This is a genomic window from Sebaldella sp. S0638 (genome assembly GCF_024158605.1).
Classification (GTDB): Bacteria; Fusobacteriota; Fusobacteriia; order Fusobacteriales; family Leptotrichiaceae; genus Sebaldella.
In genome coordinates this window covers 24,032-40,703 of record NZ_JAMZGM010000003.1, presented here as the reverse complement: position 1 = coordinate 40,703, position 16,672 = coordinate 24,032, and the positions used below count along the sequence as shown (strand labels likewise).

The following is a 16,672-nucleotide window of genomic DNA, read 5'->3' as shown; positions in this document are numbered from 1 at the left end:
AGATGAAAAAACCATATTGGCTGAAAACATATTATTTAAAATATAAAATAAATATTATATTTTTTAATATATTTCAATTTTTTATCCCTAAAAATAAGACAGGGAATAAAATATTAATAACAGAACTTGATGGAATAGGCGATATAGTAGTAAGGCAAAAACTGGTAGATGAAATAGCAGAAAAGTACGGAAAAGAAAATATAATACTATTAATTACATATGCTGCAGAACTAATAGAGCTGTCAGGTTATAAGTATGAAGTATTTGAAAAAGATACACATTATAATTTTTTTAAACTTTTAAAACTATTTAAAAAATTATGTATGTATGATTTTAGAATATTGTATTCTCTTGAATTTATCTCAGAAGATAAGCTTGATTTTTTGAGAAAAATGAATTTTCAAAAAATTTATGCCTTTGAAAGAGGATGGCTTGATAACTGGAAGGATAAAAAGAATATAGTCTTTGTTGAAAAAAATGGAGAAAAGGTCTTGGACAAAATTCACAATTATGCAACTATAGCTGTAAACGCTGATTTAATTAAGGAAGATTTGAAACCGCAGTTAAATCTGCAGACTTCTGAGGGAAATTACATTGCAGTAGGAGTGGGAGCTTCTGATAAGAAAAAAATAACATTTCCTGAAAAATTATCTGAATTTTTAGAAACTATAGTAAAAGACTATTCTGATATGAAATTTCATATTTTGGGTCATGGGAAGAATGATATTGAATATTTTCAGAAACTGGAAAAAGTTTTCAGCAAACGTGAAAATCTTGTTTGTTTAGTAAATAAATTAAGTCTGGCAGAAACTGCAAAACAGATAGCAAATGCAGGAGTATACATAGGTTTTGATTCAGGACTCTACAATATAGCCTATGCTTTGCAGAAAAAACAAATATGTATGATTTCAACTAAAAGAGGGCAGGAATTTTACCATAAAGATGAAAATATTAAGTTTATATACAAAGAACTAAATACGGAAATAATAGAAACAACAAATGAGCCAAAGTATAATAATGACATTAGTTCAATTTCACCAAAAATTTTTAAAGAAGCTTTTGATTTAACTATAGGTAAACAGGAGAAGGGGAATGATTATTAAAAATTTGAAGTTATATTTTACAAATAAGCTTGATATTCAAAAAAATAAAATAGAAACTGAGAATGGTGTTCGTGTAAAATATAATAAAATAAAAATAAAAGGTACGAATAATATAATATATGTCAGGAATAATGCTGTTATAAAAAAATGTTATATCAGTATCAGAGGAGATAATAATAAAATATTTATAAACTCCGAGAAGATTTTTAAGATAAAAATAAAAATTGCAGCTAATAACAGTGTTATAAATTTTGGAAACAAAAGTAATATTAAAAATAGCGATATTATTTTATTTTCAAATATGGGAGAAGTATCAATCGGAGAGAAAACAACGATTACTTCAGTAACTATAGTTTGTGAAGAATCTGAAAACAAGATATTAATAGGCAATGACTGTATGTTTTCATATGGAATAAATATCAGAAACACAGACAGCCATCCAATTTATAACTCAAACGGCGAACTGATAAACAAAGGAAAAGAAATAATAATAAAAGACAAAGTATGGATAGGAATGGGAGTAACAATTTTAAAAGGCTGTACAATAGAAGAAGGCTGTGTAATAGGAGCAGGAAGTCTGGTAAATAGAAGTATTTCCGTTAAGAATTGTGTTGCTACAGGGATTCCGGCCAAAGTTATGCGGGAGAACATAACATGGGAAAGAGAATTTAAGGTTTAGAAACAACATTTTAGGAGGAAACATGAGAAAACCTGTCTGGCTGAAAACATCAGTTATAAAGTATAATATAACTAAATTTTTATTTAATATTTTATCATTTTCTGTAAATAATAAAAAAATTAAAAAGACAGATATTTTGGTAACACAGCTGGATGGTATAGGAGACGGAATTATAAGGCTTGGATTATTGAAAATATTAGCTGAGAAATACGGGAAAGAAAATATTATTATTTTAACAAAGAATTGTTATGAAATATTGGAATTGGAAGGATATAAAGTTATTAAATGTGAAAATTTATTTCATTTAAATATATTCAAGCTTTTCAAAATATACAGAGAATTAAAAAAATACAATTTTAAAGAGCTTTATATGATGGAATTTAAGAAAGATAAAGAAGTTGATTTTCTTATGAGTTTTAATTATGATATAGTATATTCATACGAATGCGACGGACTTGAAGAGTGGAAAAAAAAGTTTCCGGTGAAATTAGTTCCAAGAAGCAATAAGAAAATCATAGAATCAGTTTATAATTTTGCGAAAGAAATAGACGAGAATGTAATAAAAGAAAGTCTGATACCTGTTTTAAATATCCGGATAGAAGAACTGGAATACATTGCTGTGGGAGTAGGAGCAGGCGGGGATTTTAAGGTTGCTTCACCGGAAGTACTGGCAGATTTTCTGAATTATATTATTTCTATTCAGCCGGATATAGAATTTCGTGTACTTGGAAATGGAAAAAACCAGGAAGAATATTATCAAAAATTAAAAAAACTTACTGGATATGAAAAAATAATAAATTTTGTAGATAAGCTGACATTAGTTGAATCAATGGAGATGATAGCCAATGCAAAATTATATATAGGGTTCGATTCAGGTCTTTATAATATAGCTTACGCATTAAATAAAAAGATTCTGGCTATTGTTTCAATGAAAAACAGCCAAAGCTGTTATCATATTTCTAAAAATATAGAATTTGTGTATAGACAGGATAATGATAAACAAGTCAGAAATATAACAGATAAAACATATACAAATGAAGAATTGAACCAGATCCCGGCAGAAAGATTCATAGAAAAATATAATTTATTAAAATAAGGTATCGATATTAGGAAAGAGCTGGTAAAAATGAAATTATCAATAGGATTAATTACTTATAATGAAGAAAAAAACCTTGCAAGAACACTGGATTCTATAATAGAAATAGCCAATGAAATAGTAATAGTAGACAGCGGAAGTACTGATAAAACTCTGGAAATTTCAGAAAGATACAGTGCAAGTGTATATTCCGAGGCTTGGAAAGGTTATGGAATGCAGAAAAACTCTGTTATAGAAAAGTGCAGCAGTGACTGGATATTGTTAATTGATGCTGATGAAGAAATTTCAAAAGATTTGAGAAATAAGATAAAAGAAATAATATCAGATGAAAACAGCAAAAAAGTATATAAGCCGAATTTTACCGCAGTGTGTTTCGGTAAGAGAATAAAACACGGCGGATGGAGTAATCATTACAGAGTAAGGCTTTTTCAGAACGGGGCAGGGAAATATAATGACAGGGAAGTACATGAAAAATTTATAACAAATGAAGAGATTGGAATATTAAAAGAAGAAATATATCATCATACTTATGAAGATCTGGAAGATTATTTTAATAAATTTAACAGATATACTTCGGAATCAGCTAATCACTATAAGAAACAAAATAAGAAAAAACCTTTTATATTGTTTTATCTGGATTCGTTATTTAAGTTTTTTAAGATGTATATAATGAAAATGGGTTTTTTGGATGGATATGAAGGATATTTGCTGGCGAAATTAAGTTCATTCTATGTATTTACTAAATATGCTAAACTAAAGGAGAAAAATCTAAATGATTAATGTGTGTTTTTTTAATTCAGAAAAAAAATGGGGCGGCGGAGAAAAATGGCATTTTAAAATGGCAAAATTATTTTCCGGACAGGGATATAATGTTATTTTAGCCGGCAGAAATAACAGCGAGCTTCTTTTGAAGGCACACAGGGAAAACATGAATATCAGAGGATTTAATATAGGAAAGTACAGTTTTCTGAATATTGTAAAAATTTTTCAAATATATAAGTTTTTAAAGAAAAATAATATAGATACTATTTTTATGAATTCTTCAATAGACTTGAAATTATGCTTTATCCCATGTAAAATGGCAGGCATAAAAAATGTAGTTTACAGAAGAGGTATGCCGCATCCTATAAAAAATACATTATTAAACAGGCTTATATTTTCTGAGATGCTTACAAAATTAATTGTTAATTCTAAGGAAATAGAAAGGTCAATATTTATAAATAATGATAAAATAATTTCTAAAGACAAAGTATTATTGCTCTATAACGGAATAGACAAAAATGACTATAAAAATAACGGAAAAAAATTGTATAATAATGATGAAAGTCTTGTGATTTTTGGAAATTCCGGTCGTCTAGTGGAACAAAAAGGACAGATACATCTTTTGGAAGCAGCAAAAATATTAAAAGAAAAAGGACATTCTTTCAGGATTCTAATAGCAGGAAAAGGAAAATTAGAAGATTATTTAAAAGAAAAAATAAATGAGTATAACCTGAATGATGAAGTTATTTTATTAGGATTTATAGATAAAATAGAGGAATTTATGAACAGTATGGATATCTTTGTGTTTCCGTCATATTTTGAAGGAAGTGCTAATGCAATTGTGGAAGCTATGTATTTTGGGAAGCCTGTAGTGTGTTTTGATGTAAGCAGTATGCCGGAACTGGTGGAAGACAATGAAAACGGATATCTTGTCGAATATCATAATATTGATGAATTAGCCCGTAAGATGGAGAAATTTTTGGAAAATCCGGAATTAATCGGTAAAATGGGCAAAAAGTCAAAGGAATTATCTGAGGATTATGATATTTTGAAAATAATGAAAAAATTAGAAAATTCAATTTTGGAAGGATAAATATGAATATATTATTTCTAACATATCAGGGAGATATAGCAGGGTCTACGAATTCTATCTCTTATCTGGCGAAAGGCCTTGCATCTATCGGGCATAATGTATATGTAGGCTGCCGGAGAGAATCGCTGTTATATTCTATGCTCAGTGATACCAAAGTAAATCTTATAGAAATGACATTTAAAAGCAAGCTGGATTTTGCAAATATGAAACATATAAAAAAAATAGTGGAAGAGTACAAAATAGATATAATAAATCCGCAGTCAAGCAAAGACAGGTATAACGCCAATCTGGCAAAGTTTTTTTACAGACTTCCTGTAAAGGTAGTTCATACCAGAAGGCAGACACCGAAAAGTTCCGGAATATTCATACAAAACTGGTTTTATAATAATTTTACTGATTTGATAGTGGCAGTCAGTGACGAAGTAAAGGATGAACTGGTAAAAAGCGGAATAAAAGAAAATAAAGTAAAGGTGATTTATAACGGAACTCCTGATTATAAATACAGCGTAATTGACCTTGAAAAAGGAAAAATCTTGAAAGAGAAGTATTCATATAAAGCAGATGATATAATAATAGGAAGTATTTCACGAAAAAAAGAACAGGATCAAATAATAAAAGCCCTTGGCAAGTTACCTGAAAATTACAAATTACTCCTGATAGGGATACATGATCATGAATTTCAGGAATATGAAGAGCTGATAAACAGTCTGAATCTTAAGGACAGAATAATATCATTAGGAATGATTCCAGGCGAAGAGACACTGAACCATTATCAGATACTGGATGTAGATGTTCTTGCATCAAACATGGAAGGTCTGTCGCAGTCCCTGCTGGAAGCTATGTATCTGGGAGTTCCTGTAACAGCCACAAAGGCGGCTGGAAATATAAGCCTCATAAAAGACGGAATAAACGGATTATTTTTTAATGACGGCGATACAGATAAAATTGCGGAAAATATAAAAAATATTATAGAAAACAGAGAACTGCGGGAAAAGCTGACAGCAGAAGGAAAGAAAACTGCTCAGATTGATTTTTCTATTAAACGTGTTATAGAAAACTACGAAGATACATTTAGAAAGTTAATTAATCAATAAGAAGAAGAATGTAAAAATTTATTGGTAATATTTCATAAAGGATGGTAGCAGTATGAAAACATATTTAGTAACCGGAGGAGCCGGATTTATAGGATCACACCTTGTAAAAAGATTATTAGAACAGGGAAACAGAGTTATAAATGTAGATAATTTTAATGAGTATTATCATTACAGTATAAAAGTAAAAAATGTCTTGAATTCTACAGGGAAGAAAGCACCTGACAATGTTGACGAAATAAGGGTAGAGGAACTTCATGACCTGAAAAAAACAGTTGATTCTGAAAATTACACTCTGGAGATAGTTGATATTACAAATATGAGTATTCTGGAAGAAGTTTTTCAGAAAAATAAAATAGATACTGTAATACATCTTGCTGCAATGGCAGGAGTAAGACCTTCTATTGAAAACCCGATGCTATATGAAAAAGTAAACGTAAAAGGAACAATGAATATTCTCGAATTAATGAAGAAATACAATATAAAGAAATTCATATGTGCATCTTCATCATCAGTATACGGGAATAACGAAAAAGTGCCTTTCAGCGAAACTGATAATGTGGATAAAGCAATTTCACCATATGCGGCAACTAAAAAATCATGCGAAGTTATTGCACATTCTTATCATCATTTATACAATATTGATACAATAATGTTAAGATTTTTCACAGTATACGGTCCGGGACAGAGACCTGACCTTGCAATTCATAAATTTACAAAACTTATTTATGAAGATAAGGAAATACCATTCTTTGGGGATGGAGATACACAGAGAGATTATACATATATTGATGATATAATAGACGGAGTTTTGAGATCGGCAGATTACGCAGAAAATAACACAGGTGTATATGAGATATTTAATTTAGGAGAATCTCAGACTATAAGCCTGAAAGAAATGGTAGCAACTATTGAAAAAGTTATCGGGAAAGAGGCTCTGCTAAATAAACTGCCAATGCAGCCCGGTGATGTGAACAGAACTTTTGCAGATATCAGCAAGGCAAAGAGAATGTTAGGATATGATCCTGATACAAAATTTGAAGATGGAATAAGAAAATTTGTAGAATGGTATAAAAATAGTATTTTGGAGGCATAAAATGAGAATAGGTGTAATAGGTACAGGATATGTAGGACTTGTTCAGGGAGTGATACTGGCACAATTCGGGCTGAACATAATATGTGTGGACACGAATAAAGAAAAAATTGAAAAGCTGAAAAATGGCGAAGTGCCGATATATGAGCCGGGACTGGAAGATTTGTTAATAAAGAATATAGAAGAAAAGAGAATAGAATTTACTACAGATATCGAGTATGCTGTTAAGAATTCAGAAGTACTGTTTATAGCAGTGGGAACTCCTCCCGCAGATGACGGAAGTGCTGATCTGAAATATGTTTTGGAAGTAGCGGAATCAATAGGAAAGCATATGGAAGAATATAAAGTAATAGTAGATAAGTCAACTGTTCCGGTGGGAACCGGGAAACTGGTAAGAAATACCATTCAGAAAAAACTTGATGAGAGAAATTCTGATTTAAAATTTGATATAGTTTCAAATCCTGAATTTTTGAGAGAAGGAAAAGCGGTAAATGACTGCCTCAGACCTGACAGAGTAGTAATAGGAACTGAAAGTGAAAAAGCAGCAGAAATAATGAAAAAAGTATATAATGTTTTATATATAAATGAAACACCTTTTGTTTTTACAAATATTGAAACTGCGGAAATGATAAAATACGCTTCAAATGCTTTTTTGGCAGTGAAAATTTCATTTATAAACGAAATGGCACTGTTAGCAGAAAAAGTAGGGGCTGATGTACAGAAAATAGCCAGTGCAATGGGACAGGACGGAAGAATTTCACCGAAATTTTTACATGCAGGGCCTGGATATGGCGGATCATGTTTTCCAAAGGATACAAAGGCTATAGCTGATATTGGAAGAAAGAATGACGAGAATCTTCTTGTTATAGAAGCTGCAATAAAGGCAAACGAAAAGCAGAAAGAAAAAATGGTGGAAAAAATTGTAAAAAATATGGGAAATGACCTCACTGGGAAAGTCATAGCCATATTAGGGCTATCATTTAAACCGGAAACTGACGATATGAGAGAAGCACCGGCTCTCGATATAATAAGGGGTCTTGTTAAAAACGGGGCTAAAATAAAAACTTATTGTCCACAGGGGATGAAAGAAGCTGAGTGGAGATTGAAAGATATCGAGGAACATATAAAATATTGTTCGAATGAATATGAAGCTGTTCAGGATACAGATGCAGCAGTGATAGTAACAGAATGGAACCAGTTTAGGGGGATGAACCTCAAAAGAGTGAAAGAAGCAATGAAAGACAACTATTTATTCGATTTAAGAAATATTTACTCAAAAAGTTCTGAAGTCGAAAATTTATTTAAATATTTTGGTGTAGGGAAAAGTTAGTTATGTTTGATGAGAAATATAAAATTCCAACAGAAATTTTAGAAGAAAATCCCAGAGTTTTCAAGTATCAGATAGACGGAGAAAATGTATATGTGAAAAAAAGGGAAAAAAATAAGAAGCATTTGGGACATGTATTTCAGGAGCTTATTTACAAAATTACAAAAAATCCTATGTTAATTCCCACAGTTTTATCTAAAAATGAAAATGAAGTTTTGTTTGAAGCTGGAAAAATAATTGAATTGAATAATAACGGGATAAACGTTCCTGATATTTTATACAGCTGTGAAGATTTTTTTGTGATGTCAGATACAGGTGAAAGTCTGAAAGAGCATATGAAAGCCAATATTATCAAAAAAGATTATTATATAGAAAAAGCTCTTGAGGAATTAAGCCGGCTTCATTATAAAAATTATGCACACGGCGGATCACAGATCAGAAATTTTACAATAAAGAATGAAAAAATTTCATTAATCGATTTTGAGGAGAAAATTCCTGAAAAATATATAGATGACTTTAAAATAAGAGATCTTCTTGTTTTCATTCTTTCATTACAAAAAGCTAACTTTGATCCTGATATAAAAAAAATATGTAAAGCATATAAAGAAAAAACTTCAATAGAAGCATATGAGGATCTTAGAAAATTTTTAGTGAAATATAAATGGATTTATTTTTTGAAGAGCAGAATTTTTTCAAAAATCAGAATGAAAGATGTCAGAGATTTTATAGCAGTAATAGAAAAAGTTGATAAATAAATAATAAAGGATGAAATATGGAGTCAAAAAAAGCGTTGATTATAAGTTTTTCCGGAATTGGAGATGCAGTATTAACGGAGGTTTTGTGTGAAAATCTGAAACAGATGTTTCCGGGAATAATTGTTGATATGGCAGTAAAAAGTAATAGTTTCCCTCTGTTTTTAAATAATCCGGGTATAGACAATGTCATACCTTATTACAATGATGAGAGAAAAAACTTTTGGAAGTATATAAAAAAAACATGGGATGTAATGAAAAAAAAATATGATATTATACTAGATGTAGAATCTACACCAAGAAGCGAACTTTTTTCCTTATTCGGGAAAAAGGCGGCTTATCGTGCAGGATGGTATAAAGTATCCAAACATAAAATTTTATGGATAAAAGTGAAAAGAGGATTTTTCTATAATAATAAAATAGTAAGAGATAATGCTGAAAGTGTTACTAAAAATCTTACAAAATTCTTGGATCCTCTTATTAAGAGTTCATCTCTGGAAAATTACGAAAAGACTTTTGACTTTAAAATATGCATTACAGATGAAGAAAAGCAGGAAATGAGAAAAAACATGGAGAATGCAGGAATGGACTTTTCAAAACCTGTAGTCATGTGTGCGGTAAATGCTGTTAGTGATGGAAAAAGATGGCGCAGAGATTATATGATGGAAGTTCTGCAATATATTTTGGATAATTATGATTATCAGCTTCTGCTTTTTTACACACCAAATGAAAAAGAATATACTGTAAATATGGCAGAAGAATTACAGAATAACAGGGTATTTTACAGTATAGAAACTAAAGATGTAAGAGATCTTGCAAAGTTAATGGTTAATTCAGACTATTATTTCGGGAACGAAGGCGGGGCAAGGCACATAGCACAGGCAGTGGAGCTTCCGGGCTTTGCGGTATTTTCCCCTGATGCATCCAAGAAAGACTGGCTTGTAAATAATGGAAATACAGATTATGACGGTATAGAATCCAGCGATATTCTCGGAGACAGTGTTTACAGTATGGCTGAAAAAGAGAGATACAATGTGATTACACCGGAAGAAGTAATAAAACGGCTTGAACCAAAACTTTTAAAGCTAAAAAAGAATTAAAATATATTATTTAAAGAGGTAATAATGAATATATTAGTCATTCACACGGCATTTATCGGGGATATAGCATTATCAACCCCGTTTGTGAGAGCATTGAGCGATACATATCCAGATGCAAACCTGTATTATTTAACAACGCCTGCAGGAGCAGCACTTTTGCAGAATAACCCACTGATAAAGGAAGTCGTTGTTTTTGATAAAAAAGGTAAAGATAAAGGACTGAAAGGTTTTTTTAAAACTGTAAAGCTCCTTAGAAAATATAAACTTAATAAAGTATTTATACTGCACAGATATTTGAGAAGCAGCTTTTTGGGTTATTTTTCCGGCGCTAAGGAAAGAATCGGTTTTGATATAGCTTCAGGCAGTTTTTTATATACAAAAAAGGTGAAATACAGAAAAGACCTTCATGAAATAGACAGGTTGCTGGAATTTGTGGATGGTGAACACGGAAAATACAAAGTGGAGATATATCCTTCTGATGTTAATGTCGGTAATATAGATAAAATATGGCAAAAATACGGTATAAAAGAGCAAAAAATAATAGCTGTGGCTCCGGGAAGTAAATGGTATACTAAAATGTGGCCCAGAGAATATTTCGATGATCTTCTGGAGAGATTAAGCAGACTTGATAATGTTAAAACAGTCTTGGTCGGAGGAAAAGAAGATAAAGAAATAGAGCTGAAAAATGAAAATATGGCGGTAGATCTGAGAGGTGAGACATCACTTTTAGATCTCGCAGAAATTCTTAAAAGAACTGATGTTTTAGTGACTAATGACAGTTCACCTATACACATAGGGTCAGCTTTTGAAAAACCTTTTATAGCAGCGATTTTTGGACCTACAGTAAAAGAATTCGGCTTTACTCCTTCTAATAAAAAGAATACAGTAATTGAAATAGAAGGGCTGGAATGCCGTCCATGCGGGATGCACGGGCATGATAAGTGTCCTTTGGGGCATTTTAAGTGCATGAAAGAAATTCTGCCTGAAAAGGTTTTTGACATTGTAGTAAATAATCTGAAATCCTGATTACGGAAATAATAATAAGCTCAGGAGTTTTGGCTTGATATTTATTAGTTTATTATAATCATGTTACACAAAACCCTAACACCTTGTTCTATTCTCATTTTGTGAGCGAAAAAATAGTTAAGGTATAAGAGTTTTGAGATTGTTGTTCACGAGTTTATTATAATTATGTTACACAAAACACTAAGAATCCAGAGGAATAGTATGAAAATTTTAGTAATTAGATTTAGCTCTTTTGGTGATGTTTTACTTACATCGCCGGTTTTAAAAAAAATAAAGGAAGTTTATCCGGATTCCGAGATAGACTTTTTGGTGTATGACAGTTTCTCAGAAGCTGTAACTGATAATCCAAATTTAAATAATATCCATATTTTTTCCAAAAAGAAAAGTAAAGATTTTGATTATATAAATAAATTAATATCAGAATTAAAAGAAAAAAAATATGATTATGTGATAGATTTACATTCAAAATTATTATCAGGGTATATTGGAAAAAAATTAAAGACAAATTACATTAAATATCAAAAAAGAAAATGGTGGAAGACTATATTGGTAAAGTTAAGATTAATACGTTACAAAGCAGATCTGCCAATAGTGAAACAGTATTTCAGACCATTAAAAAAATTAAATATCATTTATGAAAATGAAAAAACTGAATTTTTTTTCAATTTATCTATTGAAGATAATTTAAATAAGAAGTATAATCTAAATGAAGAATATCTGATTTTAGCTCCGGGAGCATCCAAAAATACCAAAAAATGGGTATATTTTAGTGAACTGGCCGCTCTTTTAGAGAAAAAACTGAATATGAAAATTTATGTCATAGGAGGAAAAGAAGATTTCGGAGTAGTAAAGGAAAGCGAGAACATCATTGATTTATGCGGAAAACTGACTTTTAAAGAGAGCGGTGTTTTATTAAAACATGCCGTATTTTCCGTAACAAATGATTCAGGACCTTTTCATATTTCTGTGGGTGTGGATACTAAGACTTTTGTTATTTTTGGTTCCACTGATTCAGGAATGTTTATATTCGGGGAGAATGAAATTCTGCTAAGTTCTAACCAGAATTGTTCACCGTGTTCTCTTCATGGAGATGACGAGTGCCCGAAAAAACATTTTAACTGCATGAAATTATTACTGCCTGAACAGGTATTTGAAGTGATTAAGGAGAAGATAAATGAAAATACTGGCAATTGAGACATCATGTGATGAAACTTCGGTTGCAATAATAGAAGACGGGAAAAAGGTATTGAGCAATATAATTTCCAGCCAGATTGAAATACATGAAAAATATGGCGGAGTAGTACCTGAAATAGCGTCAAGACATCATATAGAAAACATTCTGCCTGTTTTTGAACAAGCACTGGATGAAGCAAAATTATCCATAAACGATATAGATTACATCGGGGTTACTTATACTCCGGGACTAATAGGAGCATTACTGGTGGGAGTTTCTTTTGCCAAGGCTCTTAGTTATTCCACAGGGATTCCGTTAATACCGGTACATCACCTTAAAGGTCATGTATATTCCAGCTTTATAGAATACGATATAAAGCTGCCGGCAATTTCACTGGTTGTTTCAGGTGGACATACTCTTCTTCTGAAAATTAATGAAGATTATGAATTTACACTTATGGGAGAAACACTGGATGATGCAGCCGGGGAAGTATACGACAAAGTAGCAAGACTTTTGGGGCTGGGTTATCCGGGAGGACCTAAGATTGAAATTTTATCGGAAAAAGGAACACATGATTTAAAGATAAAAAAGCCGAATGTAAATGAGAATGAGTTTAGTTTCAGCGGAGTAAAAACATTTGTAACCAATTACATTAACAATGAGAAAATGAAAGGCAATGTTATTAACAAAGAGAACGTAGCAAGATCTTTTCAGGATACAGTCGTTGATATTTTAAGCGAAAAAGCAGTAAATCTATGTAAAAAAGAGGGGATAAGAACATTGACAGTTGTCGGAGGTGTATCTGCAAATAAAGCTTTAAGAAAAAAAATGACAGAAATGTGTAAAGAAAACAACATAGATGTTTTTTTTCCAGGGCTGAATTATTGTACTGACAACGCTGCCATGATAGGAGTGGCTGCATATTATGAATTAAAGAAGAAAGGAAGAGATTATAATTATATTTTATTAGATGCTGTTGCTTCTAAAGATATGTTTTTATAAAAATCTCTAGGTTTAGGAGGTTACATACATGAAATATCTGGAAGATATGAGTAATGAAGAATTACTTATGATCGCAAAAAGGGAGAGAGTACTGTTAAGCTTAAAGTTCTTAAGGGACGAGTTGATAAACAGCCTTGAAGTAAGAGGTTATGCCAAAAAAGATCCTGTAAAGGCTGCGCATGAAATGGAAGAGATCGAAAGGGAGAGAAACAGACCTAAGAAAAATGAGATAAGAATAGCAGCTGACGGAAGTGTAGAAGTGGTAGAAATACCTTTAGAGGAACATGAAATAGAAGATGCATATGAAGTAAAAGAAGAAAAAGCACCAAAAGTGGAACATTCGCGTGATACTCAGAAAGATCTTGAAGTAGCTAAAGAAATAGCAAGGGAGATTGATGAAAAAATGGTTGGTAAAAATGATATCAATACAGCTCCTGAGACTGAAAAAGAGGCGAAATCAAATAGTGAAAACGGAATGGAAAGTGAAAAAATTGTTGCTGCATCGGAAAAATCAGTTGAGGAGATAAGTGTAACACCATCAGAAAAAGCCAGTGAAATTGTTTCGGTAAAACAACCTGAAGTAGAAAGAGCGGAAGTAGTACCAAGCGAAAGAAATAACATAAGAATCGTATTTCTAAATCAGGAAGTAGAAATGCCTGCAAAAAGAAAGAATAGAAAAAAATTCCATAGAAATTTTATATTCAGAAGAGGTACAAAAAAATTAAGAGAAAAAACAAGAGGTCTTTATGATTTGAGATCAAAGCTGGAATTTTATCCTACATCACTGGATGAAGACTTTGTAAACAGAAGAATAAAAGAAAGAAAGGTACAGAATTCCAAGTATCTGATAGGAAATGAAAGAGTTTCGGAAGCGTCAAACAAAGGAGATGTTTTCTTTGATAAAGCTCCTCTTCCAAGTGCTTACTTTGTGGATGAAGTAGTTTTGATGCCAAAAAATAACAATACTTTATTTGCATACTGGGAAATAAGAGATGATACATACAATAAGCTGAAACATGAAAAAAATATACTCAGCAATGTAGTAATAAAAGTATATAAAAACGGTGTGGAAGATCAGAGAATAATCCGCAGCGAAAGATTGGGAAGCCATTATATACACAATATAGAAGCGGCTCAGGATTATGACGTAAGTATTGGATATGAAAATGCAGATGGTGAGTATATAGAAATAGCTCATTCTTCAAGAGCATTGGCACCAAGGGATAAAGCTTCGGAAAATAAAGATCTGAAATGGCTTGAGGTAAATGAGAACAATGATAAAAAGGAACTGGAAGTAGGAATAGACCCAGAGACAGACGAAAACTACATAGATGAAGATGTTTTTTCTGTACTGCTGGATAAATTAAGAAATGTAAGGTCTTCTTAAAAAAATATGATTCATGTAATTTATTTTTTAAGATATATATAGTTTTAAATTTTTTTCTACTTTTTTTAAAAAAAAGTAGATTTTTTTATTTTAAATTTATAGGAATTATGATAGAATCAAAGGTATGGATGATATGAATAATGATGATATAATGAAAAAAATAGAACAGGAAAAAGACCGGGTATTCAATAAACAGCTCGAAAAGAATATATTTTTGGGCGAATATAAAGAGAGGGTAATTGCTGCTTTAACAAAAGAAGAAGTAGAGGAGAAGGGAGTGTACAAGGAAATAATTCAGGCACTTAAAACTAAGGAAGCAAAAAACCTCAAGATTGCCAGGGATATAGAGTTCTCGAAAATAAAAGACTATGTCGCGGAAGCTGAAAAGATAGGTATAAATTATCAGCTTGTGGACGGATTATCGTATTCAGGAGACATAGGTCTTGTGGTATCAGCTGATGATGCACTGGAAAATCCAGTGGAAGATCCCATAATAAAAAGTGTACCTGAGAGATTCAGGGAAAAGGGACTGGTTGATATTTACTATGAATCAATGGGGGAAAAAATCTGTGAATTTCACAAAAAAATTATACATGACGAGCTTCCGGAATTTGAAAACAAATACAGGGATATTACATTAATAGACCGGGTTTTGGGAGTGAAATGTCCAATAGATGAAAAATTAGGAGGAAAAAAACGTGGTTGATGGATTCAAAATAACAGGAAAAAGAGCATTAAACGGAGTGATACCGGTAAGCGGGGCGAAGAATGCAGCATTGCCGATATTAATAGGAACTCTTGTGGAAAAAGGAGAGTACATAATCAGAAATGTACCGAATTTGAGAGATATAAGAGTTTTGATAAAACTTCTTGAAGATTTGGGAATGAAGGTAGAACAGATCAATGACAATGATTATAAAATAATAAATAACGGTATTAAGAGAAATGAAGCAAGTTATGAAATAGTAAAAAAGATGAGAGCCTCTTTTTTAGTTATGGGACCAATGATCAGCAATCTTAATGAGTCAGTGGTATCACTTCCGGGAGGATGTGCAATAGGATCAAGACCTGTAGACCTTCATATAAAAGGTTTTGAAGCTCTGGGAGCAGAAATAACACAGGTACACGGATATATTCATGCAAAGTCGGATAATCTGAAAGGTGCAGAAGTAAATCTGAAATTTCCAAGTGTAGGAGCTACGGAAAACCTAATGATGGCAGCAGTAAAGGTTCCGGGAAAAACAATAATCGGAAATGCAGCAAGAGAACCGGAAATAGTGGATTTAGGGAACTTTTTAATAAAAATGGGAGCTAAAATAACTGGTTTAGGAACTAGTTCTATAGAAATAGAAGGTGTGGAAGAACTACATGCATGTGAATACAGCGTGATGCCTGACAGAATTGAAGCGGGGACTTATATTATCGCTTCTATAATTACAGAAGGTGAACTAAAGGTAAAAGATGCAAGACTTGATGATCTTGGGGTTTTTAAATCTGAATTGGAAGATATGGGAGTTAAGTTTGAATATGAAGACGGAAATGTACTTAAAATAAACGGAAAACTTGACACTCTGAAACCTGCAAGAATAAGAACAATACCTCATCCGGGATTCCCTACAGATATGCAGCCTCAGATGATGCTTTTGCTGTCTCTTGTTAACGGTACAAGCGAGCTTGAAGAAACAGTTTTTGAAAACAGATTTATGCATGTTCCTGAGTTTAACAGAATGGGAACTGATATAAGCATAAGACATGGTGTTGCTGTGGTAAGCGGAGGACTTCATCTAAGCGGTGCGGAAGTAATGGCATCTGACCTGAGAGCAGGAGCTGCACTGGTACTGGCGGGACTTGCTGCTGAAGGGACTACTGTGGTTAACAGAGTTTATCATATAGACAGAGGATATGACAAATTAGAGGAAAAACTTAATAAAGTCGGAGCAAAAATCGAAAGAATAAAATTAGACGCATAAAAAATAATATATTTGGA

Annotated in this window: 16 protein-coding genes; all 16 read left to right on the top strand. The window is 31.9% G+C overall.

Features of this window, described 5'->3' with window-relative positions; genetic code table 11:
• Positions 1-2: 2 nt before the first annotated feature.
• The 16 genes from NK213_RS01745 (at position 3) to murA (ending at position 16,655) form a co-directional block, all read left to right on the top strand.
• Complete coding sequence (locus NK213_RS01745; protein ID WP_253346220.1) at positions 3-1,103, top strand: glycosyltransferase family 9 protein; 1,101 nt, start codon at positions 3-5, stop codon at positions 1,101-1,103.
• Complete coding sequence (locus NK213_RS01740; protein ID WP_253346219.1) at positions 1,093-1,782, top strand: acyltransferase; 690 nt, start codon at positions 1,093-1,095, stop codon at positions 1,780-1,782. Before NK213_RS01745 ends, NK213_RS01740 begins: the two co-directional genes overlap by 11 nt.
• Before the next feature lie 22 nt (positions 1,783-1,804).
• Positions 1,805-2,878, top strand: coding sequence for a glycosyltransferase family 9 protein (locus NK213_RS01735; RefSeq protein ID WP_253346218.1), 1,074 nt, complete (start codon positions 1,805-1,807; stop codon positions 2,876-2,878).
• A 30-nt stretch (positions 2,879-2,908) separates the two neighbouring features.
• On the top strand, positions 2,909-3,658 hold the full coding sequence (locus tag NK213_RS01730; RefSeq protein WP_253346217.1) for a glycosyltransferase family 2 protein: 750 nt from the start codon (positions 2,909-2,911) through the stop codon (positions 3,656-3,658).
• Complete coding sequence (locus NK213_RS01725) at positions 3,651-4,733, top strand: glycosyltransferase (protein WP_253346216.1); 1,083 nt, start codon at positions 3,651-3,653, stop codon at positions 4,731-4,733. Before NK213_RS01730 ends, NK213_RS01725 begins: the two co-directional genes overlap by 8 nt.
• Before the next feature lie 2 nt (positions 4,734-4,735).
• The gene (locus NK213_RS01720) at positions 4,736-5,827 is read left to right on the top strand and encodes a glycosyltransferase family 4 protein (protein ID WP_253346215.1); all 1,092 of its coding nucleotides are present in this window, start codon (positions 4,736-4,738) and stop codon (positions 5,825-5,827) included.
• Between the two features lie 52 nt (positions 5,828-5,879).
• Positions 5,880-6,920 carry a GDP-mannose 4,6-dehydratase gene (locus NK213_RS01715; protein WP_253346214.1) on the top strand — a complete coding sequence of 347 codons (1,041 nt, stop codon included), beginning with the start codon at positions 5,880-5,882 and terminating at the stop codon, positions 6,918-6,920.
• A gap of 1 nt (position 6,921) precedes the next feature.
• Positions 6,922-8,247 carry a UDP-glucose/GDP-mannose dehydrogenase family protein gene (locus NK213_RS01710; RefSeq protein WP_253346213.1) on the top strand — a complete coding sequence of 442 codons (1,326 nt, stop codon included), beginning with the start codon at positions 6,922-6,924 and terminating at the stop codon, positions 8,245-8,247.
• A 2-nt stretch (positions 8,248-8,249) separates the two neighbouring features.
• Positions 8,250-8,999, top strand: a complete 750-nt coding sequence (locus NK213_RS01705; protein ID WP_253346212.1) for a hypothetical protein — start codon at positions 8,250-8,252, stop codon at positions 8,997-8,999.
• A 17-nt stretch (positions 9,000-9,016) separates the two neighbouring features.
• Positions 9,017-10,096: a glycosyltransferase family 9 protein gene (locus NK213_RS01700; protein WP_253346211.1), complete on the top strand. Its 1,080-nt coding sequence runs from the start codon at positions 9,017-9,019 to the stop codon at positions 10,094-10,096.
• A gap of 24 nt (positions 10,097-10,120) precedes the next feature.
• On the top strand, positions 10,121-11,122 hold the full coding sequence (locus NK213_RS01695; RefSeq protein WP_253346210.1) for a glycosyltransferase family 9 protein: 1,002 nt from the start codon (positions 10,121-10,123) through the stop codon (positions 11,120-11,122).
• A 201-nt stretch (positions 11,123-11,323) separates the two neighbouring features.
• Positions 11,324-12,316: a glycosyltransferase family 9 protein gene (locus tag NK213_RS01690; protein ID WP_253346209.1), complete on the top strand. Its 993-nt coding sequence runs from the start codon at positions 11,324-11,326 to the stop codon at positions 12,314-12,316.
• Positions 12,297-13,298 carry a tRNA (adenosine(37)-N6)-threonylcarbamoyltransferase complex transferase subunit TsaD gene (tsaD, locus tag NK213_RS01685; protein ID WP_253346208.1) on the top strand — a complete coding sequence of 334 codons (1,002 nt, stop codon included), beginning with the start codon at positions 12,297-12,299 and terminating at the stop codon, positions 13,296-13,298. Before NK213_RS01690 ends, tsaD begins: the two co-directional genes overlap by 20 nt.
• Positions 13,299-13,326: 28 nt before the next feature.
• Complete coding sequence (locus NK213_RS01680; protein WP_253346207.1) at positions 13,327-14,685, top strand: DUF4912 domain-containing protein; 1,359 nt, start codon at positions 13,327-13,329, stop codon at positions 14,683-14,685.
• Between the two features lie 151 nt (positions 14,686-14,836).
• On the top strand, positions 14,837-15,391 hold the full coding sequence (locus NK213_RS01675) for a DUF1694 domain-containing protein (protein WP_253346206.1): 555 nt from the start codon (positions 14,837-14,839) through the stop codon (positions 15,389-15,391).
• On the top strand, positions 15,384-16,655 hold the full coding sequence (gene murA, locus NK213_RS01670) for a UDP-N-acetylglucosamine 1-carboxyvinyltransferase (RefSeq protein ID WP_253346205.1): 1,272 nt from the start codon (positions 15,384-15,386) through the stop codon (positions 16,653-16,655). The genes NK213_RS01675 and murA overlap by 8 nt, the downstream gene beginning before the upstream one ends.
• Positions 16,656-16,672: the final 17 nt, after the last annotated feature.

Excerpts from the sequence above, each read along its gene's own strand:
- NK213_RS01745 (WP_253346220.1), top strand. The coding sequence starts at position 3 with ATGAAAAAACCATATTGGCTGAAAACATATTATTTAAAATATAAAATA.
- NK213_RS01740 (WP_253346219.1), top strand. The coding sequence starts at position 1,093 with ATGATTATTAAAAATTTGAAGTTATATTTTACAAATAAGCTTGATATT.
- NK213_RS01735 (WP_253346218.1), top strand. The coding sequence starts at position 1,805 with ATGAGAAAACCTGTCTGGCTGAAAACATCAGTTATAAAGTATAATATA.
- NK213_RS01730 (WP_253346217.1), top strand. The coding sequence starts at position 2,909 with ATGAAATTATCAATAGGATTAATTACTTATAATGAAGAAAAAAACCTT.
- NK213_RS01725 (WP_253346216.1), top strand. The coding sequence starts at position 3,651 with ATGATTAATGTGTGTTTTTTTAATTCAGAAAAAAAATGGGGCGGCGGA.
- NK213_RS01720 (WP_253346215.1), top strand. The coding sequence starts at position 4,736 with ATGAATATATTATTTCTAACATATCAGGGAGATATAGCAGGGTCTACG.
- NK213_RS01715 (WP_253346214.1), top strand. The coding sequence starts at position 5,880 with ATGAAAACATATTTAGTAACCGGAGGAGCCGGATTTATAGGATCACAC.
- NK213_RS01710 (WP_253346213.1), top strand. The coding sequence starts at position 6,922 with ATGAGAATAGGTGTAATAGGTACAGGATATGTAGGACTTGTTCAGGGA.
- NK213_RS01705 (WP_253346212.1), top strand. The coding sequence starts at position 8,250 with ATGTTTGATGAGAAATATAAAATTCCAACAGAAATTTTAGAAGAAAAT.
- NK213_RS01700 (WP_253346211.1), top strand. The coding sequence starts at position 9,017 with ATGGAGTCAAAAAAAGCGTTGATTATAAGTTTTTCCGGAATTGGAGAT.
- NK213_RS01695 (WP_253346210.1), top strand. The coding sequence starts at position 10,121 with ATGAATATATTAGTCATTCACACGGCATTTATCGGGGATATAGCATTA.
- NK213_RS01690 (WP_253346209.1), top strand. The coding sequence starts at position 11,324 with ATGAAAATTTTAGTAATTAGATTTAGCTCTTTTGGTGATGTTTTACTT.
- tsaD (WP_253346208.1), top strand. The coding sequence starts at position 12,297 with ATGAAAATACTGGCAATTGAGACATCATGTGATGAAACTTCGGTTGCA.
- NK213_RS01680 (WP_253346207.1), top strand. The coding sequence starts at position 13,327 with ATGAAATATCTGGAAGATATGAGTAATGAAGAATTACTTATGATCGCA.
- NK213_RS01675 (WP_253346206.1), top strand. The coding sequence starts at position 14,837 with ATGAAAAAAATAGAACAGGAAAAAGACCGGGTATTCAATAAACAGCTC.